Source organism: Herbaspirillum sp. SJZ107 (assembly GCF_006715485.1).
Taxonomy (GTDB): Bacteria; Pseudomonadota; Gammaproteobacteria; order Burkholderiales; family Burkholderiaceae_D; genus Telluria.
In genome coordinates this window covers 423,867-445,915 of the sequence record NZ_VFNH01000001.1, presented here as the reverse complement: position 1 = coordinate 445,915, position 22,049 = coordinate 423,867, and the positions used below count along the sequence as shown (strand labels likewise).

General features: G+C 67.5%; 19 protein-coding genes and 1 riboswitch. Of the genes, 8 read left to right on the top strand and 11 right to left on the bottom strand.

Annotation, left to right across the window (positions count from 1 at the left end):
• Window positions 1-12: 12 nt before the first annotated feature.
• The 3 genes from FBX97_RS02020 to FBX97_RS02010 all read right to left on the bottom strand — a co-directional run bounded on the left by FBX97_RS02020 (window position 13) and on the right by FBX97_RS02010 (window position 3,099).
• A complete protein-coding gene (locus FBX97_RS02020) occupies window positions 13-342 on the bottom strand; it encodes a hypothetical protein (protein ID WP_141828583.1) in 330 nt (109 codons plus the stop codon).
• Window positions 343-354: 12 nt separating this feature from the next.
• Window positions 355-1,017, bottom strand: coding sequence for a thiol:disulfide interchange protein DsbA/DsbL (locus FBX97_RS02015; RefSeq protein WP_141828582.1), 663 nt, complete (start codon window positions 1,015-1,017; stop codon window positions 355-357).
• 102 nt (window positions 1,018-1,119) lie between these two features.
• Complete coding sequence (locus FBX97_RS02010; protein WP_141828581.1) at window positions 1,120-3,099, bottom strand: TonB-dependent receptor; 1,980 nt, start codon at window positions 3,097-3,099, stop codon at window positions 1,120-1,122.
• Window positions 3,100-3,169: 70 nt separating this feature from the next.
• A riboswitch (cobalamin riboswitch) is annotated at window positions 3,170-3,381 on the bottom strand.
• Between the two features lie 123 nt (window positions 3,382-3,504).
• Here FBX97_RS02010 and FBX97_RS02005 point away from each other — a divergent pair.
• From FBX97_RS02005 to FBX97_RS01995, 3 genes are all read left to right on the top strand, one after another.
• A complete protein-coding gene (locus FBX97_RS02005) occupies window positions 3,505-5,745 on the top strand; it encodes a M1 family metallopeptidase (RefSeq protein WP_141828580.1) in 2,241 nt (746 codons plus the stop codon).
• Window positions 5,742-6,683: a hypothetical protein gene (locus tag FBX97_RS02000; protein WP_141828579.1), complete on the top strand. Its 942-nt coding sequence runs from the start codon at window positions 5,742-5,744 to the stop codon at window positions 6,681-6,683. The genes FBX97_RS02005 and FBX97_RS02000 overlap by 4 nt, the downstream gene beginning before the upstream one ends.
• 68 nt (window positions 6,684-6,751) lie before the next feature.
• A complete protein-coding gene (locus tag FBX97_RS01995; protein ID WP_141828578.1) occupies window positions 6,752-7,573 on the top strand; it encodes a dioxygenase in 822 nt (273 codons plus the stop codon).
• Window positions 7,574-7,576: 3 nt separating this feature from the next.
• On the opposite strand, the gene ylqF is transcribed toward FBX97_RS01995, so the two are convergent.
• Genes ylqF through FBX97_RS01975 form a run of 4 tightly spaced genes read right to left on the bottom strand, consistent with a single transcriptional unit; the run spans window position 7,577 to window position 11,724 of the window.
• Window positions 7,577-8,524 carry a ribosome biogenesis GTPase YlqF gene (gene ylqF / locus FBX97_RS01990; RefSeq protein ID WP_141828577.1) on the bottom strand — a complete coding sequence of 316 codons (948 nt, stop codon included), beginning with the start codon at window positions 8,522-8,524 and terminating at the stop codon, window positions 7,577-7,579.
• 31 nt (window positions 8,525-8,555) lie between these two features.
• Window positions 8,556-9,815, bottom strand: a complete 1,260-nt coding sequence (locus FBX97_RS01985; protein ID WP_141828576.1) for a choice-of-anchor X domain-containing protein — start codon at window positions 9,813-9,815, stop codon at window positions 8,556-8,558.
• A gap of 49 nt (window positions 9,816-9,864) precedes the next feature.
• Complete coding sequence (locus FBX97_RS01980) at window positions 9,865-10,737, bottom strand: hypothetical protein (protein ID WP_255517252.1); 873 nt, start codon at window positions 10,735-10,737, stop codon at window positions 9,865-9,867.
• Window positions 10,738-10,794: 57 nt separating this feature from the next.
• Complete coding sequence (locus FBX97_RS01975) at window positions 10,795-11,724, bottom strand: histone deacetylase family protein (protein ID WP_141828574.1); 930 nt, start codon at window positions 11,722-11,724, stop codon at window positions 10,795-10,797.
• Window positions 11,725-11,880: 156 nt separating this feature from the next.
• Here FBX97_RS01975 and FBX97_RS01970 point away from each other — a divergent pair, with 156 nt between their 5' ends.
• The 5 genes from FBX97_RS01970 (at window position 11,881) to FBX97_RS01950 (ending at window position 17,833) form a co-directional block, all read left to right on the top strand.
• A complete protein-coding gene (locus FBX97_RS01970) occupies window positions 11,881-12,801 on the top strand; it encodes a MoxR family ATPase (protein WP_141828573.1) in 921 nt (306 codons plus the stop codon).
• A gap of 1 nt (window position 12,802) precedes the next feature.
• Window positions 12,803-13,840, top strand: coding sequence for a DUF58 domain-containing protein (locus FBX97_RS01965; RefSeq protein WP_141828572.1), 1,038 nt, complete (start codon window positions 12,803-12,805; stop codon window positions 13,838-13,840).
• A complete protein-coding gene (locus FBX97_RS01960) occupies window positions 13,837-15,840 on the top strand; it encodes a DUF3488 and transglutaminase-like domain-containing protein (protein ID WP_141828571.1) in 2,004 nt (667 codons plus the stop codon). Before FBX97_RS01965 ends, FBX97_RS01960 begins: the two co-directional genes overlap by 4 nt.
• Entirely contained in the window at window positions 15,837-17,027 is a 1,191-nt protein-coding gene (gene mltB / locus FBX97_RS01955; RefSeq protein ID WP_141828570.1) for a lytic murein transglycosylase B, read from the top strand. The genes FBX97_RS01960 and mltB overlap by 4 nt, the downstream gene beginning before the upstream one ends.
• A 464-nt stretch (window positions 17,028-17,491) precedes the next feature.
• Window positions 17,492-17,833 carry a hypothetical protein gene (locus FBX97_RS01950; RefSeq protein ID WP_141828569.1) on the top strand — a complete coding sequence of 114 codons (342 nt, stop codon included), beginning with the start codon at window positions 17,492-17,494 and terminating at the stop codon, window positions 17,831-17,833.
• Between the two features lie 182 nt (window positions 17,834-18,015).
• Here FBX97_RS01950 and cysM read toward each other — a convergent pair whose 3' ends face one another.
• The 4 genes from cysM to FBX97_RS01930 form a co-directional block, all read right to left on the bottom strand.
• The gene (cysM, locus tag FBX97_RS01945) at window positions 18,016-18,918 is read right to left on the bottom strand and encodes a cysteine synthase CysM (protein WP_141828568.1); all 903 of its coding nucleotides are present in this window, start codon (window positions 18,916-18,918) and stop codon (window positions 18,016-18,018) included.
• A gap of 201 nt (window positions 18,919-19,119) precedes the next feature.
• Entirely contained in the window at window positions 19,120-19,497 is a 378-nt protein-coding gene (locus FBX97_RS01940) for a helix-hairpin-helix domain-containing protein (RefSeq protein ID WP_141828567.1), read from the bottom strand.
• 140 nt (window positions 19,498-19,637) lie between these two features.
• Window positions 19,638-20,636: a D-glycero-beta-D-manno-heptose-7-phosphate kinase gene (gene rfaE1 / locus FBX97_RS01935; protein ID WP_141828566.1), complete on the bottom strand. Its 999-nt coding sequence runs from the start codon at window positions 20,634-20,636 to the stop codon at window positions 19,638-19,640.
• 7 nt (window positions 20,637-20,643) lie between these two features.
• On the bottom strand, window positions 20,644-22,041 hold the full coding sequence (locus FBX97_RS01930; protein ID WP_141828565.1) for a UDP-glucose/GDP-mannose dehydrogenase family protein: 1,398 nt from the start codon (window positions 22,039-22,041) through the stop codon (window positions 20,644-20,646).
• Window positions 22,042-22,049: the final 8 nt, after the last annotated feature.

Here is a 22,049-nt window from a genome sequence, read left to right as displayed (position 1 = left end):
AACTCGACTCGCTCAGCGGCCCGGCTTCGGCGGCGGTTCCGGCTTCACGTGGGTGACGCCGTACCACAGGTGTTCCCACCAGTGGTCGCGCGAGCGCACCGTGCGCAGGCATTGCTGGTCGATCGATCCCTTGAAGACCGGGTCCGGGCACTGGTTCGTCATCAGGGCATTGCGCTGGTTTTCGGCATTCACCAGCGCGATACCCAGCCAGAAGGCAAGCGCCGCGAAGGCCAGCGCCAGGCACCACGCGAAGTGGTTCCAGTTGCTCGAATCGAACAAGTCCTGCGTTTCCGGCTTGGACTTGTCGTATATCTTGAGGATCTTGCCTTCGACGTCGCTCATCTTGATTCTTGATTACTTCGTTTTCGCCGCCTTGGCGACCAGGGCATCCATCACCTGCAGGGTGGCCTGGAACAGCTGCGGCTCGTTAGTGGTCTTCACCGAATTGTAGACGATCGACGGCGAGGTCTGGTACTTGCCGTCGATGACGATGGTCGGCGCGCCTTCGACCTTGTAGGCCTCGACCAGCTTGCTCTGCTGGCGCAGCTTGGTCATCACGCCGAACGAGTTCCACGCATTCAGGAAGGTGGCGCGGTCGATGCCGTTCTTCGATACCCAGTCGATGATCGTATCGTCCTTGGTCAGGCGCACGCGGTCCACGTGCATTGCCTTGAACACCTTGGCGTGCATCTGCTCGACCTTGCCCAGCGCTTCGAGCGTCAGGTACAGGTGGGCTTCCGGATCGCTGGCGCCCTGCGACGGGATGTGCACGCGGCGCACGACGATGTTGTCACCCTGCTTTTTGACCCATTGTTCGAACTGCGGTTCCAGCGCGTTGCAGTGCGGGCAGTGATACATGAAGAATTCGATCACCTCCACCTTCTTGCCCACGGCCTGCACCGCTTGCGGCTGGGGGAGCGTAATGTACTCGACGCCATTCTTCGGGTCGGTCGGCGAAGCGAAGGCGGTGCCGGCGGCAAGGGCAGCGGCGAGCAGGGCAAAACGCAGGGAACGCATAGATATCCTTCTGGTGTCTGGTTACGGGTACTGTACGGAACGAACGACCGCGAGATTACCACTTTTTCGGGGCCCCGGCCCTTAGCCGGGGCTTAGATTATGTTAGAAGTCGTAACGGGCCGAGACTTTCACCTGGCGGCCGTTGCTCGGGTAGATGCCCGAGCGGCAGCCGTAGGCGTAGCTGTAGTACTGGCGGTCTGCCAAGTTGAGGCCGCTGACGGCGAACTCCCAGCCGTCGGTCTTGACCGCGTAGCGGGCGTCGAGGCTCACGTACGAGGGCATGCGCAGGTCGCAGCTGTTGTCGAAGTCGTTGCCGTTGCGCTGGCGGTCGACCCACTGGACGCCGACGTCGGCCGACTGGGCGCCCGCCGGCAGCCAGGCCAGGCGCGCGGTGACCACGTTCTTCGGCACCAGCACCAGTTCGCGGCCGGCGTTCGGGCCTTCGGTGAACGCGGCGTTCACGTGCTGCAGGTGGGCGCTGGCATGCCAGTCGGCGGCGATGCGGGTCTCGGCGTCGATCTCGATGCCCTGGCGGCGGGTCGGATCGAGGTTGGTGTTGGCGGCGAAGCCGTTCACGGTCGGGTCGTAGAAGATCTCGTTGTTCAGCTTGTGGCGGAACAGGCGCGCGGTCAGCTTGCTGTCGCCGGCGGCGTTGGCCAGCGTCGCGCCCAGTTCCAGGTCGTGCGAGGTCTGTACCTTCAGCATCGTGTTGACCGGGAAGCGGAAGGCGTTGTCGTCGACGTTCGGCACACGGTAGCTTTGCCCTGCCTTGGCGTACACGCCGAGCGGCGCCAGCGGCTTGTAGCTGACCTGGGCTTCCCAGGCGTTCTGCGATTGCTTGCCGTGGTCCGGGGTGGCGAAGGCCAGTTCGTCGGTGAAGTCCTTGTCGAAGGTCTCGTGGCGCGCGCCCAGCGCCAGGCGGCCTTCGTGGGCGGCGTCGAAGCGCAGCTCGTCGCGCAGGTAGACGGCGCGCGAGGTCTGGCTGGCGTCGGCGTTCGAGTACGGCGAACTGGTCTTGCGCTTCCAGCGCGCCAGGTCGACGCCGGCCACGGCTTCGTTGACCATGCCACCCACGCTGCCCAGCCAGCGCGCGCGCGGCGAGAACTGGTCCTGGCGGCCGTCGTAGGCATTGGTCGACGGGTAGGCGCTCGACAGGTAGGCCGCGCGCACGTTGCGTTCGCGGTGCGACAGCTCGGCCGCCAGGTCGACCGCACCCAGGCGGTACTCGGCGAAGGCGGTCGCCAGGTTGGTGTCGAGCGAGCCGAAGTCCTGCGCCGTGCTGGCCGTGGTCGGGTCCTCGTTGAACTGTTCCAGCGTCAGCGGACCGGGGAACCGGGTTTCCTGCTGGGCGCTTTCGACGCGCATGCCGATGCGGCCGTTGTTGATGCGGGTCTGCAGGCCGACGCTGAAATTGCGCAGGTCGTAGGCGCCGTTCTTGCGGTAGTTCTGGCTGCCCTGGCGCGCCACGGCGACGTCGGCCGTGATGTCGCCGGTCACCTGGGTCAGCGCCACGCGCACGTCGTGCTGGTGGAATTCGCCGCCTTCGGCGAACACCGAACCGTGCATGCCCTGACGGGCGCCGCGGCGGGTGAAGATCTGGATCACGCCGCCAATGGCGCCGTCGCCGTACAGCACGCTGCCGCCGCCGCGCGTGATCTCGATGCGCTCGACGGTGTCGATCGGAATCGCGGCCAGGCTCGGCGCGGTCTGTTCGTTCTCACTCAGGCGCACGCCGTCGACCAGCACCACCATGTTCTGGGCGCTGTTGGTGCCGAAGCCGCGCAGGTCGAGCGTGAAGTCGGGCGAGGAATCAAGGCTCTGGCGGCCGTACACGCCGCCGATCTTGCGGATCGCCGCGTTGACGTCGTTGACGCCGGCGCGGCGGATCTCGTCCTGGGTGATGACGGTGGCACCGATCGGCTGCAGCGCGGTGTCGCTCGGGAAGCGGGCGCCGGTGACGACGACGGTCGACGGAACGTCCTGGGCGGCGGCGGTGCCGCTCAGCAGGGACAGGGCAAGGGCGCAGGCCAGCGCGAGCGGCCGGACGGCCGGTGCGCCGCTGGAAACAACAGCAGGATTCATTGGATTTATTCTTGATTCGTTTTGGCCGGCGCGCGTCCCCGCACACCGGCTTGTCATGGAAGAGCCTTGGGCTCCTTCCCCCTGTCCTGGCCGGTATCCGGGCTGGCAAGACCGACTGCATCGCGTTTTGCGATGCAGCCTGCCGCTATCGAAAGGCGGCGCTTGCTTACCGTTGCGGGGGCAGCACACGTTGACGCCGGGCCGGAGGCCGGGCATGCCGTGTTTCCCGTTTGACTCGGCGCGCGGAACGCACGCCGGAGCACCAGAACCGGGCGATTATACCTTTGATAAAAGTCGACCGCCATCCGTGGACCGACAGGTCATCATAAAGAGTGGATCGTCCGTCGCGTTCTCGCATATAGTTATGTGCATAAAAGCAAGATCCACTTTATGGGGTGCGTTTTCATGCGACTCAGTTCCACGGTATTCAAGATCGCCGCCGCCGCGGGCGTCGCCGGCAGCCTGCTGGCAGCGGGCGCCGCGGTCACGGCCGGCCTGCGCGTCCAGGACGGCACAACGGCTGCGGCATCGGCCGCCGCTGCATCCACGCCGCCACCCGGCGCCGACGGCATCGCGCTGGCAGGCCCGCATGCCGCCGCAGTCACCACGCCGAGCAGCCCGACTGCCTGGGGCGGCCCGCGCAGCGGCAGCGAGCCGACCCTGTCCGACCGCGTGGTCCACTACGACATCGACGCCACGCTGGACCCGGTCAAGCACAGCGTCACCGGACGCGAAAAACTCACCTGGCGCAACCGCAGCGCCGTGCCGGTGAAAAGCGTCTACCTGCACCTGTACATGAACGCCTTCGAGGGCAGCGGCAGCACCTTCTTCACCGAGAAGCGCCTGCGCGAGAGCGGCTTCCGCTCCGGCGTCGATACCAAGGACGGCGAATGGGGCCACATCGCGCTGCGCGGCGTCAGCCAGGGCGACGCCCAGGTGCCGTGGACGTTCGTCCAACCCGACGGCGGCCCGGCCAGCGACCACACCGTGGTGCGCTTCGACCTGCCCACCGCGGTGGCGCCGGGCGCCTCGACCACCTTCGACATCAACTTCCATACCCAGCTGCCGCGCGTGATCGCGCGCACCGGCTATTTCGGCACTTTCCACCTGGTCGGCCAGTGGTTCCCCAAGATCGGCGTGCTGGAACTGCCGGGCGAGCGCGGCGCCACCGCCCCGCGCTGGAATGCGCACGAGATGCACCTGAATTCCGAGTTCTACGCCGACTTCGGCAGCTACGACGTCCGGCTGACCGTACCGAAAGAGTACACGGTCGGCGCCACCGGCGAGCGCGTCGGCACCCCGGTCGAGAAGGACGGCATGCTGACCCAGCGCTTCGTGCAGGGCGACGTCCACGACTTCGCCTGGACCGCCGACCGCCGCACCGCCAAGCCGATGGTCGACACCTGGACCGGTCCCGGCAGCCCGCAGGTGACGGTGACCGTGCTGTATCCGCCCGAATACGTGGCCAGCGCGGCGCCGGCGCTGAAGGCAGCCAAGGATTCGCTGACCTATTTCTCGAACACGCTCGGCCCCTACCCGTATAAAACGCTGACCGTCGTCATCCCGCCCTACAACGCGGAAGAAGCCGGCGGCATGGAATACCCGACCTTCTTCACCGCCGAAGGCTACGTCAACGCCGATCCGGACACGCTGAGCCGCTACGCGCTCGACGCCGTCACCATCCACGAATTCGGCCACGGCTACTTCTACGGCCTGCTGGCCTCGAACGAATTCGAGGAACCGATGCTGGACGAAGGCCTCAACGAGTACTGGCAGCTGCGCATGCTGCGCGAGCGCGGCCAGGACATCCACCTGGCCACCCCGCTCAGCCGCAAGCTCGGCTTCGGGCCCGGCTTCAAGGCCTTCGAGGCCGAACGCATGGGCACGCCGCGCAACGACCCGGCCGACGCGCCCGGCCAGAACGCCTATGACCGCCTGCAGGGCATCGGTCCGGTCTATTCGCGCACTGCCATCACGATGCGCGACCTGGAAGCGCAGATCGGCAAGGAGGCGACGGAGCGTGCCTTCAAAGAATACTACCGGCGCTGGAAATTCCGCCACCCGAGCGTAGCCGACCTGCGCGAGACCCTGGCCGAAGCAAGCGGCCGACGCGCCGCAGTGGAAGCGCTGTTCGCGCAACAAATCTACAAGAGCACGCGCGTCGACGACCGCATCGCCGCCTTCAGCAGCCACGAGGAAGTGCCGCTGCCGGGCACGCGCCAGGCCGGCAGCGCCTGGGTCGAGGACAAGCAGGGCGACATCGACAAACGCATCGACAGCGTGCGCGCCGACTGGAAGAAGGCACATCCGAACGCCAGGGAGGGCCAGGGCCCCTACCCGTGGCGCACCGAAGTGCTGGTGCGGCGCCAGGGCGCGCCGGTACCCCAGCTGCTGCGCGTGAAGTTCGCCGACGGCAGCGTCGAGACCGTGCGCTGGGACGCCGACGAACCATGGCGCAAGTTCAGCTGGGTCAAGCCGGCCAAGGCGGTATCGGCCGAACTCGATCCGCAGCGCAGCCACTTCCTCGACGTCAGCAAGCTGGACGACAGCCGCACCATCGACCCCGACGCCGGCGCCGCGCGCCGCTGGAGCCTGGATATCGCCGCCATCGTGCAAACCCTTCTCACCCTGATCGCGACCGTATGATGAATTCCCAACTCGAATCGGCGTCGCTGGCCCCCGAGAACGATGCGCTGCGCGGCGTGCGCCGCCCTCCTTTCGGACTCAGGCGCGCGCTGCGCGCGGCCGGTGCCGCGCTGCAATGGCGCCTGCTGCTGTGGTGGGTCCTGCTGCTCGTGCTGCCGGCCATCGTGGCCGCGCTGCCGGTGTGGCGCATGCTGTCCGCCAATCTCGACTACGCGGTGCACGCGCCCCAGCTGGCGGCGCGCCTCGACATGCTGGCCATCGCCGACATCGGCGCCAGCCTGCAGGAGCGCTGGAGCGCGGCCGTCGGCACCGGCGCCATGGTCGCGCTGGCGCTGACGCTGCTGCTGTCGCCGCTGCTGTCGGGGATGACGATCGTCGCTGCGCGCGCGCCTGGGCGCCTGGGCATGGGTGCCCTCTTGAGCGGCGGCGCCCAGGAATACCCGCGCATGCTGCGCACGCTGATCTGGGCCGTGATCCCGCTCGGGATCGCGGGGCTGCTGGCCGGCGCCGCCTTCCGTGCGGCCGGCAACACGGCAACCAGCGCGCTCCTGGAAAGCGACGCCGCGCATGCCTCCCGCGTTGCCACCCTGGTGGCGCTGCTGGTGTTCGTGATCGTGCACGCGACGGTCGACGCCGGCCGCGCCTTGCTCGGCAGCGAACGGCAGCGCAAGTCGGCGGTGGCGGCCTGGTTCGGCGGCGTCAGGCTGCTGCTGCGCCGGCCGCTGGCGCTGCTGGGCAGCTACGTGGTCATCACCGCCATCGGCCTGACGGTCGCCGCCCTGCTGGCACTGGCGCGCGTGCAAGTGCCGGCGCTGGGCGGCGGCGGCACGGTCGGCGCGATCCTGCTGGCCCAGCTGATCGTGGTGGTGCTCGGCTGGATGCGCAGCGCGCGGCTGTTTGCGCTGATGGCGCTGGCGCGCGACCAGGCGCCGCGCTGACGCCCACCCGCCACGCGAACGGCCCGGATGGGATACCATCGGCATTTTCGATCTTCCAAGGAGCCGTCATGTCCCGCCTGCCCACGTATTTCGTCTCGCACGGAGGCGGTCCCTGGCCGTGGATGAAGGAGCAGTACGGCCCGACCTACGACAAGCTGGAAGCCTCGCTGGTGGACATCCGGCGCCAGGCCGGCGCCCGTCCCAAGGCGGTGCTGGTGGTGAGCAGCCACTGGGAAACCGACGGCTTCACGGTATCGTCGGGCACGGCGCCGGGCATGATCTACGACTATGGCGGCTTCCCGCCGCACACCTACCAGATCCAGTACCCGGCGCCGGGCCAGCCGCAACTGGCCGAGCGCGTGGCCGGGCTGCTGGACGCCGCCGGCCAGCCGGCCACGCTGGATGCGGAGCGCGGCTTTGACCACGGCACCTTCTCGATGCTGAAATCGGTGTACCCGGACGCCGACATGCCGGTGGTGCAATTGTCGATCCGCCGCGGCTACGACCCGGCCGTCCACCTGGCCGCCGGGCGCGCGCTGGCGCCGCTGCGCGACGAGGGCGTGCTGATCCTCGGCAGCGGCCTCTCCTTCCACAACCTGCGCCAGTTCGGGCCGGGCGGCGCGCTGGCCTCGCATGCCTTCGACACCTGGCTGCAGCACGTGCTGCTCGAGCTGTCGCCGGCGGACCGCGAACAGGCGATGCTGCAGTGGAGCGAGGCGCCGTATGCGCGGCATGCGCACCCGCGCGAGGATCACCTGGTGCCGCTGTGGGTGGCGCTGGGGGCGGCCGAGCAGGAGGCGGCCGCCTGCGTGTATCACGAGGATGCGTTCTTCGGCGCCTTGACGGTGTCGAGCTTCCGGTTCGGGCAGGCGCCCGGCAACATGGCGTAAGGTTCAGGTGCCGCGCTTGCCGCGGGCTGCCTCTTCTGCCTTGCGGGCCGCTTTCTCGGCAGCGATGCGCGCCTTCTCTTCCATCTCGATGCGGTGCTGCTCCAGCGCCACGGCGCGGGTCTGCGGCGTTTCCAGGCTGATGCGCCCCAGCGCGCCCTGGCGGTAATCCTGCAGCAGCACATGGGCTGCCTTTTCGTAGTCGAAGTCGCCGCCGCGCACGCGGAAACCGCGCCGCGCCGCCACGCCTTCGATCACGCCGACGCCGTCCATGCCCTCGGTCTTGAGGCCGTAGCGCGCCGCCAGCAGCTGCGGATAGCGTTCCAGCAGCAGCGTGCCGAGGAATTCCGCGACTTCCTCCTCGATCACGGCATTGGTGCCGACCGCGTGGCTGGCGGCCAGCATCATGCCATCGCTTTCCATCGCGATCTTCGGCCACAGCATGCCGGGGGTATCGACCAGCACCGTGAACTTGTCGAGGTAGAGGCGCTGCTGGGTCTTGGTCACGGCCGGTTCGTCGCCGACCTTGGCCACGCGCTTTTTCAGCAGCGCGTTCATCAGGGTCGACTTGCCGACGTTGGGAATGCCCATGATCATGATGCGCAGCGGCTTGGTCGGCACCCCGCGGTGCGGCGCCAGCGACTTGCACAGTTCGGGGATGCGGTTGACGTCGGACGGCTTCTTGGTCGTCATCGGATAGGCGGTGACGCCGTCCTGGGCGTCATACCAGGCGGCCCAGGCGGCGGTGGCCTGAGGATCGGCCAGGTCGGTCTTGTTCAGCACTTTCAGGCAGGGGCGCTGGCGGAACTTGCGCAATTCCTCGACCATCGGGTTGCTGCTCGCCTGCGGCAGGCGGGCGTCCAGGACCTCGATGACCACATCGATGTTTTCCATCTGCTCCGCCGCTTCCTTGCGCGCGGCGGCCATGTGCCCCGGGAACCATTGTATCGACATCTTGTATTCTCAAAAATCTGCGTTCAAAGCGCTATTTTACGCTGGGTGCGCCTCCTTCCCCTATTTTCAGGGGCGCGTTTTGCCCTGGTTGCGCACACTCGCTCGGCGGCAGGGGCTGGCCGGGATCGAAGGCGGCCAGCTGCTGCCGGGCCAGCGCCACGTCCTTTCCGAACTCCGCCAGGTAGCGCGAGCGTTCCTCGCTCTGCCATTCGGCGTCCGAAAAGCCGGACAGCGGATGCGCCCCGCTGGTGAGGACCTTGCCTTCCAGGCGCGGCAGCAGGGCGCGGTCGGTGGCCGATCCGGGGTTTTCCTTGAGCAGGTAGCCGTCGACGTCGCGCAGGGTCAGCGGCAGCGCCGCTTCCCGGTCGCGTACCAGCTTGCCGAACACGGCCAGCCTGACGTCATTCGGACCGGGGCCGAGGATGTCGTTGAAGGTCAGCAGCGCGAACGGGCGGCCGGCGGCATCGTCGACGCGGCCGCTGATCACGTAGCGGCCGGGCATGCGCACATCGAGCTTCAGGATGAAGGCCAGCGCGCCGTTCTCGACCGCCTCGCGCGCGGGGCCGCTCCACACGGCCGGCAGCTCGGGCGTGTGGATGACGTCGAAGAGCACCGCGCCGCTCTTGCCGCCCGCATTGAAGCCGACTTCGGTGCGGATGGTGCCGTCGAAGCCGGCCAGGCCGGTCTGGGCCGGGGCCAGGACGCCGGCAAAGGCGCCGTCGCCCGCGACCGGATCGGCGCCGTTGCCATCGTCGGCGAAGGGCAGCGTGACCTGGGGTGCCGCGCGCGTGGCGCCGTAGGTGATGCCGCGCGCCAGCGCCCGCGTGACCACCAGCGGCAGCACCCTGCCCGCGGCGTCGACCGCGCGCAGCGAGAAGGTCACCGCTTCGCCGGCCGCCAGGTAAACGCGCGACTGCGCCGTCTGCACCTGGACCGTGGCATCGCTGCCGCCGCCTTCGAGGCGCAGCGGATGCATCTCGGTGACCGGCGCATTCGGCGCATTCTGGTCGATGTGCTCGGCCATCGGGCGCGAACCGGCCGGATAGCGGCTGCCGGCGCGGTAGCTGCAATACGTGTGGTCGACCAGTTGCAGGTGTTCGATCAGCACGCGGCGCCGGCGCGCACGGTCGTCCGGCGCGGGCAGGCCGGCGCCATCCGCTTTGCCGGCAACATACCGGACCGATGCGCCGGACATGGCGGCCGCGGCGCTGGGCAGCGGTGCCGGCGGATCGTGACGGAACAGGCGCGACGCCGCCAGTAGACCCAGCAATAACACCAATATCAGCGCCAAGGTCCGCGCCGCGCTCATGGCCCGCCAGGGCCGTCCCACCAGGCGTCCGCTAGCGCGCGTTGGCCGCCACCGCATTGCGCATCACCGACACGATCCCGCCCCAGCTGCCGTTCGTGTAGTGGTTGTAGTCTTCGCCATCGTCGCGGAAGGCCACCGAATGGTTGTTCCACTTGGTGCTGCCGCCCTGGTTCGGCGCCGTACCGAGCGTCAGGTCGTTGCAGAACCAGTCGCCCGGATTGCACAGCGCCCGGCCCGCGCTGCCGGCCACGCCGCCCGCGCTGTGATAGGCCTCGACCTCGTCGTCCTGGCCCGGCAGCACGCCGGAGTACAGGGTGCCGCGCGCGCCGGCATACATCCAGAACACGACGCCGCGGGTTTCATTGTGGTTGTACATGGCGCGCGCGGTGGCGACCCGGACGTCCTGCACCAGCGGCTCCGAGGTGGTCCAGGCACCGATGGTGGCCAGTTCCGAACCGCCGCCGGAGCCGGCCGCCGAAGCCACCCATTTGATGTTCCAGCCGGTCTGCGTGCCACCGCCGGCGCCGCAGACGCCGGCCCCATCGGCCACCGCATTCCTGACCGTGCGCGTCGAGCCGCCGTAGTTGGCCAGCGTGTAGCCGATCAGGAGGTCGCCGGCGCTGTGGGTCGCGATGTAGCACCAGTTATCGCCGGTGCAGAAGCAGTCGAGGGCGTCGCGGATGCGCGGGCTGGCCGCCGCGATGCTGCTGCGTCCATCCCAGTTGACGGATTTCTTGTTGATGCCGGCGTCGACGCCGGACGGGCCCCAGTAGGTCCAGCTGTTGTAATTGCCGACGATGCCGCCGCCGGTGCGGCCGTTGATCCACAGCGTGTAGTTGGCCGCCGACGCCAGCCCCGTAACCACGAGCAGGCACAGCGCGATGCAGAAACGCAGCAGTCTCATCATTCTCTCCAACCTGGTTGTTGTCGAGTTTAGAGACTGCCGCGTTCAAATAGGTTCTCAGTCCAGCTCGGCCAAGGCCTTGACGTGGGCCACGACGCTGCGTCCCAGCGCCGATAGATTGTAGCCCCCCTCCAGGCAGCTGACGATGCGTCCCTGCGCGTGTTCGCGCGCCACCTCGACCAGCCGGTGCGTGATCCACGCGTAATCCGCTTCGACCAGCGCCATGCCGCCGAGGTCGTCCTCGCGATGGGCATCGAAGCCGGCCGACACGAAGATCATCTGCGGCCGGTGCGCATGCAGGGCCGGCAGCCACTGTTCCTCGACCACCTTGCGCATGGCGCTGCCGTCGGTGCGGGCCGGCACCGGGATGTTGACGCTGGTCGGTGTCACCGGGCCGGGTTCGGTGTACGGATAGAACGGGTGCTGGAAAAAGCTGGCCATCAGCACGCGCGGGTCGTCGCGGAAGGATTCGTCGGTGCCGTTGCCGTGGTGGACGTCGAAGTCGACGATCGCCACCCGCTCCAGCCCGTGCACCTCGAGCGCGTGGCGGGCCGCGATGGCGACGTTGTTGAACAGGCAGAATCCCATCGGTTCGGACGGGCGCGCGTGGTGGCCCGGCGGGCGCACCGCGCAAAAGGCGTTGTCGATGGTACCGGCAAGCACCGCGTCGGTGGCGGCCACGGCGGCCCCGGCGGCGCGCAGGGCGGCGCGGTAGCTGTCCTTGCACAGCAGGGTGTCGCCGTCGAGCGGATAGTGCTCGCCGGCCGGCGGCAGGTTGTCGCGCACCAGGTCGAGCGCGCCGCGGCTGTGGTTGCGCAGGATGGCGGCTTCGTCGGCCAGCGGGGCGCTGCAGTGCTCGATCAGGCCGTCCAGGCGCGCCAGGATCAGTTGGTCCTCGATCGCGCGCAGGCGGGCCGGCGTTTCCGGATGCCAGTCGCCCATGTCGTGCAGGAGGCAGTCCGGGTGGCTGTAGATTGCGGTACTCATGGTCGTTGTCGGTATGCTGCGCTCATCCATGTCGCCCCGATTTACGGTTCTCGCATAGAATCGAACCGGAAGCATGTTGACGCAGGAATAAAAAGATTTCCGTTGACGTTAATCTACCATGCGTCTGGGGCTCGCGCGGAATCAAGAAAGGAATCCATGTTTAACAAACTGCACGCCGCGGCACGCCAGGTCAGCCAGATCGTGGTCGGCAAGGACCGGCAGGTGCGCCTGGCCATGACTTGCCTGCTGGCCGGCGGCCACCTCCTGATCGACGACGTGCCCGGCGTCGGCAAGACCACGCTGGCGCATGCGCTGGCCCTGTCGCTCGGCCTGAAATTCAACCGCGTCCAGTTCACCAGCGACCTGCTGCCGGCGGACGTGGCCGGCATCTCGGTCTACGAGCGCGAAAAGAACGGCTTCGCCTTCCACCCCGGGCCGATTTTCACCCAGGTGCTGCTGGCCGACGAGATCAACCGCGCCACGCCCAAGACCCAGTCCGGCCTGCTCGAAGCGATGGAAGAACGCCAGGTGACGGCCGACGGCGTCACGCGCGCCCTGCCCGAGCCCTTCTTCGTGATCGCGACCCAGAACCCGGCGCATCAGGTCGGCACCTTCCCGCTGCCGGAATCCCAGCTCGACCGCTTCCTGATGTGCCTGTCGCTGGGCTATCCGGACGCCGCCGCCGAGCGCGCCCTCCTCATGGGCGAGGACCGGCGCGCCATGCTCAAGACCATCGTCCCGACCATGCACCCGGGCGAGCTGATGGAGGCGCAGCGCGCGCTGCGCGCGATCCACGCTTCCGGCTCGCTGATCGACTACCTGCAGGCGCTGGCCCAGTCCTCGCGCTCGGGCCAGCTGTTCGCCGAAGGCCTGTCGCCGCGCGCCACGCTGGCGCTGCTGCAGGCGGCACGCGCCTGGGCCGCGCTCGAGGGGCGCGACCACGTGATCCCGGAAGATATCCAGACGCTGCTGGTGCCGGTCTGCGCCCACCGCCTGCGCCCGCTGAAGGCCGCGCACGGCACCGCGATGGCCAGCCGCGACCTGGTGCTGCAGTTGCAGAAATCGGTCCCGGTGTGACATGAAAACGGCGACCGTGGCGCACAAGGTGGACGGCGCGGAATCGCCGTGGTCCGGCTGGCTGCGGCGCCGGCGCGGGGCCTGGCGCACGCGCGCCACCGCCAGCGACGCCGGCGAAGTGGAACTGGGCCAGCGCCGCGTCTACATCCTGCCCACCGGCGCCGGCATGGGCTACGGCGTGCTGCTGCTGGTGCTGCTGATCGGTTCGATCAACTACAACCTCGGGCTCGGCTTCGGCCTGACCTTCCTGGCCGCGGCCTGCGCCGTGGTCGACATGTTTCATACCTACCGCAACCTGGCCCACCTGCGCCTGCGCGCCGGCCGCGCGCCGGACGTGTTTGCCGGCACCGAAGTGCCATTCGAGCTGCACGTATCGAATCCGACCCGGATCGACCGCTACGCGGTGCTGGCCGACGTCGACGATGCACCCGAGCCGCGCCACGCGATCGACATAGCCGCCGGCAACAGCGTTGCGCTGGTGCTGGCGGGGCCGACCGACCGCCGCGGCTGGCGCGCCGCGCCGCGGGTGCGCCTGACGACCCGTTTTCCGCTCGGCCTGTTCCGCGCCTGGAGCTACTGGCAGCCGGACAGCCGCGCGCTGGTCTATCCGGCGCCCGAGCAGGATGCGCCGCCGCTGCCGATGAGCGGGCGCCCCAGCCCGGACGGCAGCGGCAGTGCCGGCAGCGACGATTTCGCCGGGGTGCGCAGCTACCAGCCGGGCGATCCGCTGCGCCACCTGGCCTGGCGCCAAATCGCGCGCCTCGACCCGCGCGACGGCGGCCACCTGGTCACCAAGCAGTTCGAGGGCGGCGCGGTGGACCAGCTGGTACTCGATTTCGATGCCCTGCCGGCCCAGCTCGACCTCGAGCTGAAGCTGTCGCGCATGGCACGCTGGGTGCTGGAAGCCGAGCTGCGCACCCTGCCCTATGCCTTCCGGCTCGGGCGCATCCAGCATGACACCGCGCTCGGTCCGGCGCACCAGGCGGCCTGCCTGCGCGCGCTGGCGCTGTACGGATTGCCAAGCCAGGACAAGCCATGAAAGCGCGTTTCCTGAACCTGGCGCGCGACAAGCAGGACACCCTGCTGCTGCTCGCCAGCGCCCTGCTGGTGCTGGCCCCGCATGCAGCCCACCTGCCGCCGTGGGTCTCGCTGCTGTGCGGCGCCACGCTGGCCTGGCGCGCCGCCATCACGCTGCGCGGCAAGCGCATGCCGCCCACGCTGGTGCTGGTGCCCGTGGCCGCGGCGGCCATGGCGGGCGTGCTGCATTCGTATCACACGCTGCTCGGCAAGGATGCCGGGGTCGCGATGCTGGTGCTGCTGGTGGCCTTCAAGATGCTGGAGATGCACGCGCGGCGCGACCTGTTCGTGGTGATCTTCCTGTGCCTGTTCCTGGTGCTGACCAACTTCTTTTATTCGCAGAGCATCGGCACCGCGCTGCTGATGCTGGCGTCGCTGGCGGCGCTGCTGACGGTGCAGCTGTCGTTCCAGCTGACCGGCGCCGTGCCGCCGCTGCGCACGCGCCTGCTGATGGGATCGCGCATCCTGCTGCTGGCGGCGCCGCTGGCGGCGGTCGCCTTCGTCGTGTTCCCGCGCGTCGAGGGGCCGCTGTGGGGCATGCCGGACGACGGCCGCAGCGCGCGCACCGGCCTGTCCGACACGATGTCGCCGGGCCAGATGGCGAACCTGGCGCAATCGTCGGAGATCGCCTTCCGCGTGCGCTTCGACGGCCCGGTGCCGTCCCAGCCCCAGCTCTACTGGCGCGGTCCGGTGCTGGCCAGCTACGACGGCCAGACCTGGACCCGGCTGGCGCCGGAACGGCGCCAGGGGCGTCCGCAAGCGGTGTCGGTCTCGGTCAACGGGAAGGCGCTGCATTACCAGGTGACCCAGGAGGCGTCGCAGGCGCGCTGGCTGTTCGCGCTCGAGGTGCCGCAGGCGCTGCCGGCGCTGCCCGACCGCAGCGTGAGCCTGACCCCCGAACTCGAGATCCAGGCGAACGCGCCGCTGACCGAGCGGGTGCGCTACGACCTGGCCTCCTTCGTGAATTTCCGCCTGCAGGGCGACACCGCCCTGGACGATCCGGCCGACTGGCTGCTGCTGCCCTACGGCGCCAATCCGCGCGCCCTCGCCGCCGGCCAGCGCCTGCGCGCCCAGGAAGCCGATCCGGCACGCCGCGCGGCGGCCGTGCTGCGCGATTTCGCCGGCAAGGGTTACGTGTACACGCTGCAGCCGCCGCTGCTGCCGGGCGAAAACTCGATCGACGAATTCCTGTACCGCACCCGCGCCGGCTTCTGCGAGCACTATGCCGGCGCCTTCGTGTTCCTGATGCGCGCGGCCGGCGTGCCGGCGCGGGTGGTGACCGGCTACCAGGGCGGCGAGCTGAATCCGATCGACGGCTACCTGACGGTGCGCCAGTCGGATGCCCATGCCTGGGCCGAGGTCTGGCTGGAAGGACGCGGCTGGGTGCGGCTCGACCCGACCGCCGCGGTGTCGCCGCTGCGCGTGCAGCGCGGCATGGCGGACGCCCTGCCGCCGCCTGCGCCGTTCGGCATGGACATGCTGGGCCGCCTGATCCAGCCGGACCCGGATTCGCTGCTGGCGCGGGTACGCTACGCGCTCGGCGCCGCCAACAACGGCTGGAACCAGTGGGTGCTGAATTACACGCCGCAGCGCCAAACCGACCTGATACAGCGCCTGCAGGGCGGCCTGTTCGGCTGGCGCAGCGTGGCGCTGCTGGCGCTGGGCTGCCTGGTGTTGCTGGGCGCCAGAATATTATGGCGCCGGCGCCGGGCCGACCCGGTCGATACGCTATACTCCGCCCTGTGCGGACGCCTCGGCCAGCTTGGCCTGGCGCGTGCGCCGGACGAAGGCCCGACTGCCTACGCGGCGCGCATCGCCGCCAGCGGCCTGGCGCCCGGGCCGAGCGCCGCCGCCGATGAATTCCTGCGCCGCTACAGCGCCTACCGCTACGGGCCGCCGCACGCCGGCGCCGTGCCTGCCCTGCTACCGATCCTGAAAGATTTGCTGTCCCGAGTTCGATGAAATCCTTAGTTCCGCTGTTGCTCGCCCTGGCCTTCGGCGCCGGCCAGGCATCCTCTGCCCTTGCCGCGTCGTCCACCCACCCTGCCAAAGCGGCGTCCAAATCGACTGCAAAGACCGCCAAGGCCGCCAAAGCCGGCAAGCAGGCCAAGTCCAAAGGCAAGGCAGGCAAGGCGGCGGCCGCGGCCGCAGTGGCCGCCGTCGCGGCGCGCCCGACCATCGACTACGACGGCGAAGCAGCCAACTTCAGCGAATGGCAGGCGGTACGCGACTTCGAGGACGAGATGGTGGCCAGCCACGGCTTCGACCGCGCCGCGCTCGACGAGACCATCCGCCAGACCCGCTTCGTCGATTCGGCAGTGCAGCTGGTGAAGCCGGCCCCACCCGGCAAGCCGAAGAACTGGCGCACCTACAGCGGCCGCTTCATCGAGCCGATCCGGATCGGCGCCGGCGTGCGCTTCTGGAACGAGAACGCCGAGGCCCTGGCGCGCGCCGAGGCGCAGTACGGCGTGCCGGCCGAGATCATCGTCGGCATCATCGGCGTGGAAACCATCTACGGCCGCGACACCGGCCGCTTCCGCGTGGTCGACGTGCTGGCCACCCTCGCTTTTGCCTACCCGGAAGCGCCAAACCGCAGCGAACGCATGGCCTTCTTCCGCGACGAGCTGGCCAGCACCCTGCTGTTGGCGCGCAAGGAAAACATCGATCCGTTTTCGCTGCTGGGCTCGTTTGCCGGGGCGGTCGGCATGCCGCAGTTCATGCCGGGCAACATCCTGAAATATGGCGTGGATTACGACGGCGACGGCGTTGTCGACCTGCGCGGCTCGCCCGCCGATGCGATCGGCAGCGTTGCCAACTTCCTGGTCGAGCATGGCTGGGACCGCACCAGCGGCGGACCGTCCGTGTTCGAGGCCAATGTCGCGCCGAGCCTGGCCTGGCAGCCGATGCTGGGTGGCTTGAGCGCGCGTTATCGCCCGGCCGAACTGCAGGATGCCGGGGTCGCCACCCGCACCACCCTGCCCGACGACCGCCTGTATGGGCTGGTCGACCTGCAGAATGGGGCCGATCCGACCGAGTACTGGGTGGCGAATGCTAACTTCTTTGCAATCACCAAGTACAATCGCAGTTATTTCTATGCCATGTCGGTAATTGAACTCGGCCGCGCGATCAAGCTGTCGCGCGGTATTTGAGTTTGGTTGAGCCGGAAAGTTTGTATCAGTTTGTAACGGAAATGAAGCTTATTTAAAGACTTGCTGTCGTCCTGATAACGATATACCCCCGGGGTGTATCTGGTTTTAGACTAAACAGTTCTCCTAAGAAACAGGGTAGGCATCGCGCATACCCCCGCTTTCGTTGTCATTCACCCATCCTAATGTGTAAGCGTGCGGCCACGCATCGATAATTGCTTTACACTTAAGTTTAAGTAAAAAACAATTATTATTTCAGTGACTTTGTGAGAGAATTGCATTGCGGCTATTGTTGCGATGAGACAACGAACACAACAGAGCCTACTGATATTTATTGCTCTTGAGTACTAAATTAGAAATTACTTGTATAATTTAGTAGAAATTTTCGAAACGTTTTTATATAACGTAACTTGAATTTCGGCAGAAACGCCCCAAGTGAACCCCTGGACATAGGAATAGTGAACATCATGACCAACCAAGTCGGCATCGATATGAACAGCGATTCGGAATCCGATGAGCTGCTGCAGTACAACCCCAACCGCCTCCTCGATACCCTGATCGAGAACCTGCGCCTGAAAAACGACGCTGCGCTGTCGCGCGCGCTGGAAGTGGCACCGCCGGTGATCTCGAAGATCCGCCACCACCGCCTGCCGGTCGGCGCTTCGCTGCTGATCCGCATGCACGAAGTCAGCGACCTGTCGATCCGTGACCTGCGCTACCTCATGGGCGACCGCCGCGCAAAGTTCCGTATCAGCGACAAGCAGTTCAAGCCGAAGGACAAGGACAACGCAGGCGTCGGCGCCGAGTAATCGTGAACGCCGGACCGGACGGCGGCGCCATAGCGTGCCGCCGCAACGTCCATCATGCAGCAGATGTACGGTAGACCTTGTCGCCCTATCCGGGAACAGGGAGATTGTTTTCCCCCAGCGGGAGGCACCCAGCGCCTGAACGTCGCGCCGGGCTTGCGATGCCAGGACTGGCATCCATTCGATTACGCGGGAAACACACCCGTCGACAGATAACGATCGCCGCGGTCGCAGACGATGAACACGATCGTCGCGTTCTCCACGGTTTGCGAAATGCGCAGTGCGATTTCGCAGGCCCCGGCCGCGGAAATACCGCAGAAAATCCCCTCTTCGGCCGCCAGGCGGCGCGCTATCTGTTCCGCAGCCGCCTGCGTCACGCTCTCGACCTGGTCCACACGGCTCCTGTCGAAGATGCGCGGCAGGTAGGCTTCCGGCCATTTGCGGATACCCGGGATCGACGATCCCTCTTCCGGCTGGGCGCCGACGATGCGGATCGCCTCGTTCTGTTCCTTCAGGTAATGCGACACGCCCATGATGGTGCCGGTGGTACCCATCGCGCTCACGAAGTGGGTAATGCGGCCGTCGGTATCGCGCCAGATCTCTGGACCGGTGGTCTCGTAGTGGGCGCGCGGATTGTCCTCGTTGGCGAACTGGTCGAGGATGATGCCCTGGCCATCCTTCTGCATCTGCTCGGCCAGGTCGCGCGCATATTCCATGCCGCCGGTCTTCGGGGTCAGGATGATCTGGGCGCCGTAGGCAGCCATGCTCTGGCGGCGCTCGATCGACAGGTTGTCCGGCATGATCAGGACCATCTTGTAGCCGCGGATCGCCGCCGCCATCGCCAGCGCGATGCCGGTGTTGCCGCTGGTTGCTTCGATCAGGGTATCGCCCTGCTTGATCTGGCCGCGCGCCTCGGCGCCGCGCAGCATCGACATGGCGGCGCGGTCCTTGACCGAGCCCGCCGGGTTGTTGCCTTCGAGCTTGCCGAGGATGATGTTGTTGCGGGCTGCCGCGTCGGCGCCGGGGATGCGCATCAGTTGCACGAGGGGGGTATTGCCGATCGTGTCTTCGATGGTCTTGTATGCCATTGCTTTGCTTTCTTGCGAACTCGAAAGCGTCATTCTAATCCGAGATGCGCCAAGGCGTATGAAAGGGACTGCGTTCATCAGCACGTCGCCCCTGCGAAGGCAGGGGCCCAATTTCGCGGCAATTCGCCAAACTTGGGCCCTTGCCTGCGCAGGGGCGACGTTTACGTGCGCTGAATGCCTGATGCTTCAGCGTAGCGCAGATCAGCTGGCCGCTTTCGCCGGCTCAGCCTTGGCGGCGTCGGGCTTGGCCTTCACCGCCTTGGCCGGCTTGGCGGCCGTCTTATCGCCCGGCGCCGCCATCGGCGCGCCGTCCATCGCCTTGCCGTTCACCTGCAGCCCGGCCTGCGACAGCTTGGCCGCGCGCTTCTCGCCGACGCCTTTCACGCGCTTCTGGAAATCGGCCCAGTCCTTGAACTCCCCTTTGCTGCGCTCGTCGATGATTGCCTTCGACATGCTCGGGCCGACGCCCTTGACACTGTCCAGCGCCGCGGCATCGGCCTTGTTGACGTCCACCTGGGCGAACGCAAAGCCGGTCGATGCCACCAGGGTGGCGAGAGCAAGCATCAGTTTCTTGATCATCTGGTTTCTCCGTTCTTATCAATTGGCAGTGATGTGGACGGCAAATGCCGCCCTCGGGAGATAACGAACAAGGCTGAGGACGGGTTGACCCGCCACGCTTGTGACGGGTCAATGCGTTCAAGTCGAATCGGCGGGAGGCTTCAGGCGCCGTCGCTGCGGCGGCGCTGCGCGAACAGCTCGTCGCGGGTGACGGTGGCCGTACCCAGCTTGCCGACCACGATGCCGCCGGCGCGGTTGGCAGTGGCCAGCGCTTCCGGCAGCGGCACGCCGGCGCCCAGCATGGCAGCCATGGTGGCGATCACGGTATCGCCCGCGCCGGAGACGTCGAACACCTCGCGCGCGTCGGCCGGGACGTGCACGATCTCGTCCGCGGTGTACAGGCTCATGCCCTCTTCCGAACGGGTCAGCAGCAGGGCCTGCAGGCCCAGATCCTCGCGCAGGCGCTGCGCCTTTTCGGTCAGCTGCTCTTCGGTCTTCCAGCTGCCGACGATGCGCTTGAGTTCCGACTTGTTCGGGGTCAGCATGGTGGCGCCGCGGTAAGGCGTGAAATCGTCGCCCTTGGGGTCGACCATCACCGTCTTGCCGGCGGCGCGGGCAAGCTGGATCATCTCGGCCACGTTGACCAGGCTGCCCTTGTTGTAGTCGGACAGGACGATCACGTCGTAGTCCGGCAGCAGCGCCTTGAATTGCGTGAGCTTGTCGCGCAGGACGGTCTCGGTCGGGGTATCCTCGAAGTCGATGCGCACCATCTGCTGCTGGCGTCCGATCACGCGCAGCTTGATGATGGTGGAGATGGCCGAGTCGCGCTTGAGGTAGCTGTGGATGCTCGATTCGCGCAGGATCTGCTCGACCGAGTCGCCGGCTTCGTCGTTGCCGACCACGCCCAGCAGGCCGCAGTGGGCGCCCAGCGCGGCCGCGTTGCGCGCCACGTTGGCGGCGCCGCCGAGGCGCTCTTCACGCTTTTCGATGCGCACCACCGGCACCGGGGCTTCCGGCGAGATGCGCGAGACGTCGCCGAACCAGTAGCGGTCGAGCATGACGTCGCCGACCACCAGCAGGCGCACGCTGTCGAGCTGCGGCGCGTCGGCCTGGCGGTAGCTGTCGGTCGAGAGTTGGCGGCTTGGAATCATGTCGTTCATGTGCGCCTCACTTGCCGGCCACATGGCCGGTGAGCACGGAACGGCCGATGCCGTGGTACTCGATCCCGAAACCGGTCATCAGCGAGGGCTCGAACAGGTTGCGGCCGTCGATGATCACCGGCTGCTTCAGGCGCGCCTTGATCTGGTCGAAGTCCGGGCTGCGGAAGGCCTTCCATTCGGTGACGATCAGCAGCGCCTCGGCGCCGTCCAGCGCATCCATCGGCGCCGCCTTGAATTCGACGCGGGCCAGGGCCTGCTCATCGAGGTCGAGCGCCAGCACCCGCCTGGCTTCTTCCATCGCCACCGGATCGTGCACGGCGACGCTGGCGCCACGCTTCAGCAGTTCGGCCAGCAGCACGCGCGACGGCGCTTCGCGCATGTCGTCGGTGTTCGGCTTGAAGGCCAGGCCCCAGACCGCGAAGCGCTTGCCGGCCAGGTCCTCGCCGAAGCGCTGCACCACCTTGCGGCCCAGCACCCCCTTCTGGCGGTCGTTGACGGCTTCCACGGCGCGCAGGATCAAGAGGTCCTGGTCGTACTGGCGCGCGGTGCGCTCGAGCGCCTGCACGTCCTTCGGGAAGCAGGAGCCGCCGTAGCCGGCGCCGGCGTACAGGAAGCTGTGGCCGATGCGCGGATCGGAACCGATGCCGTGGCGCACGGCTTCGATGTCGGCGCCGACCTGGTCGGCCAGGTTGGCCAGTTCGTTCATGAACGAGATGCGGGTCGCCAGCATGGCGTTGGCCGCGTACTTGGTGAACTCGGCCGAGCGCACGTCCATCCAGTGCACGCGCTCGTGGTTGCGGTTGAACGGCGCGTACAGCAGTTTCATGAGGTCGCGCGCGCGCAGGCCGGCGGGCGAATCCGAAGTGCCGATCACGATGCGGTCGGGACGCATGAAGTCTTCGACGGCGGCGCCTTCCTTCAGGAACTCGGGGTTCGAGACCACGGCAAAATCGAGCTTGTCCTGCGCATCGGCATTCTTGCCGCGCGCAGCCAGTTCTTCCCGGATGGCGGCGGCCACGCGGTCGGCGGTCCCGACCGGCACCGTCGACTTGTCGACGATGACCTTGTAGCCTTCCATGTGGCGGCCGATGTTGCGGGCCGCGGCCAGCACGTATTGCAGGTCGGCCGAACCGTCTTCGTCCGGCGGCGTGCCGACGGCGATGAACTGCAGCTGGCCGTGCGCCACGCTGGCGGCGACGTCGGTCGAGAATTGCAGGCGGCCGCTAGCGCGGTTGCGCGCGACGACTTCTTCCAGGCCCGGTTCGTGGATCGGGATCCCGCCGCTGTTGAGCATGTCGATCTTGCGTGGATCGACGTCGAGGCAGAACACGTCATTGCCGAGTTCCGCCAGGCAGGCGCCCGTGACCAGGCCGACGTAGCCGGTACCGATAATCGTGATTTTCATCTGTTGTT

Coding starts and splice junctions, on each gene's coding strand:
- FBX97_RS02020 (WP_141828583.1), bottom strand. CDS start 342: ATGAGCGACGTCGAAGGCAAGATCCTCAAGATATACGACAAGTCCAAG.
- FBX97_RS02015 (WP_141828582.1), bottom strand. CDS start 1,017: ATGCGTTCCCTGCGTTTTGCCCTGCTCGCCGCTGCCCTTGCCGCCGGC.
- FBX97_RS02010 (WP_141828581.1), bottom strand. CDS start 3,099: ATGAATCCTGCTGTTGTTTCCAGCGGCGCACCGGCCGTCCGGCCGCTC.
- FBX97_RS02005 (WP_141828580.1), top strand. CDS start 3,505: ATGCGACTCAGTTCCACGGTATTCAAGATCGCCGCCGCCGCGGGCGTC.
- FBX97_RS02000 (WP_141828579.1), top strand. CDS start 5,742: ATGATGAATTCCCAACTCGAATCGGCGTCGCTGGCCCCCGAGAACGAT.
- FBX97_RS01995 (WP_141828578.1), top strand. CDS start 6,752: ATGTCCCGCCTGCCCACGTATTTCGTCTCGCACGGAGGCGGTCCCTGG.
- ylqF (WP_141828577.1), bottom strand. CDS start 8,524: ATGTCGATACAATGGTTCCCGGGGCACATGGCCGCCGCGCGCAAGGAA.
- FBX97_RS01980 (WP_255517252.1), bottom strand. CDS start 10,737: ATGAGACTGCTGCGTTTCTGCATCGCGCTGTGCCTGCTCGTGGTTACG.
- FBX97_RS01975 (WP_141828574.1), bottom strand. CDS start 11,724: ATGAGTACCGCAATCTACAGCCACCCGGACTGCCTCCTGCACGACATG.
- FBX97_RS01970 (WP_141828573.1), top strand. CDS start 11,881: ATGTTTAACAAACTGCACGCCGCGGCACGCCAGGTCAGCCAGATCGTG.
- FBX97_RS01965 (WP_141828572.1), top strand. CDS start 12,803: ATGAAAACGGCGACCGTGGCGCACAAGGTGGACGGCGCGGAATCGCCG.
- FBX97_RS01960 (WP_141828571.1), top strand. CDS start 13,837: ATGAAAGCGCGTTTCCTGAACCTGGCGCGCGACAAGCAGGACACCCTG.
- mltB (WP_141828570.1), top strand. CDS start 15,837: ATGAAATCCTTAGTTCCGCTGTTGCTCGCCCTGGCCTTCGGCGCCGGC.
- FBX97_RS01950 (WP_141828569.1), top strand. CDS start 17,492: ATGACCAACCAAGTCGGCATCGATATGAACAGCGATTCGGAATCCGAT.
- cysM (WP_141828568.1), bottom strand. CDS start 18,918: ATGGCATACAAGACCATCGAAGACACGATCGGCAATACCCCCCTCGTG.
- FBX97_RS01940 (WP_141828567.1), bottom strand. CDS start 19,497: ATGATCAAGAAACTGATGCTTGCTCTCGCCACCCTGGTGGCATCGACC.
- rfaE1 (WP_141828566.1), bottom strand. CDS start 20,636: ATGAACGACATGATTCCAAGCCGCCAACTCTCGACCGACAGCTACCGC.
- FBX97_RS01930 (WP_141828565.1), bottom strand. CDS start 22,041: ATGAAAATCACGATTATCGGTACCGGCTACGTCGGCCTGGTCACGGGC.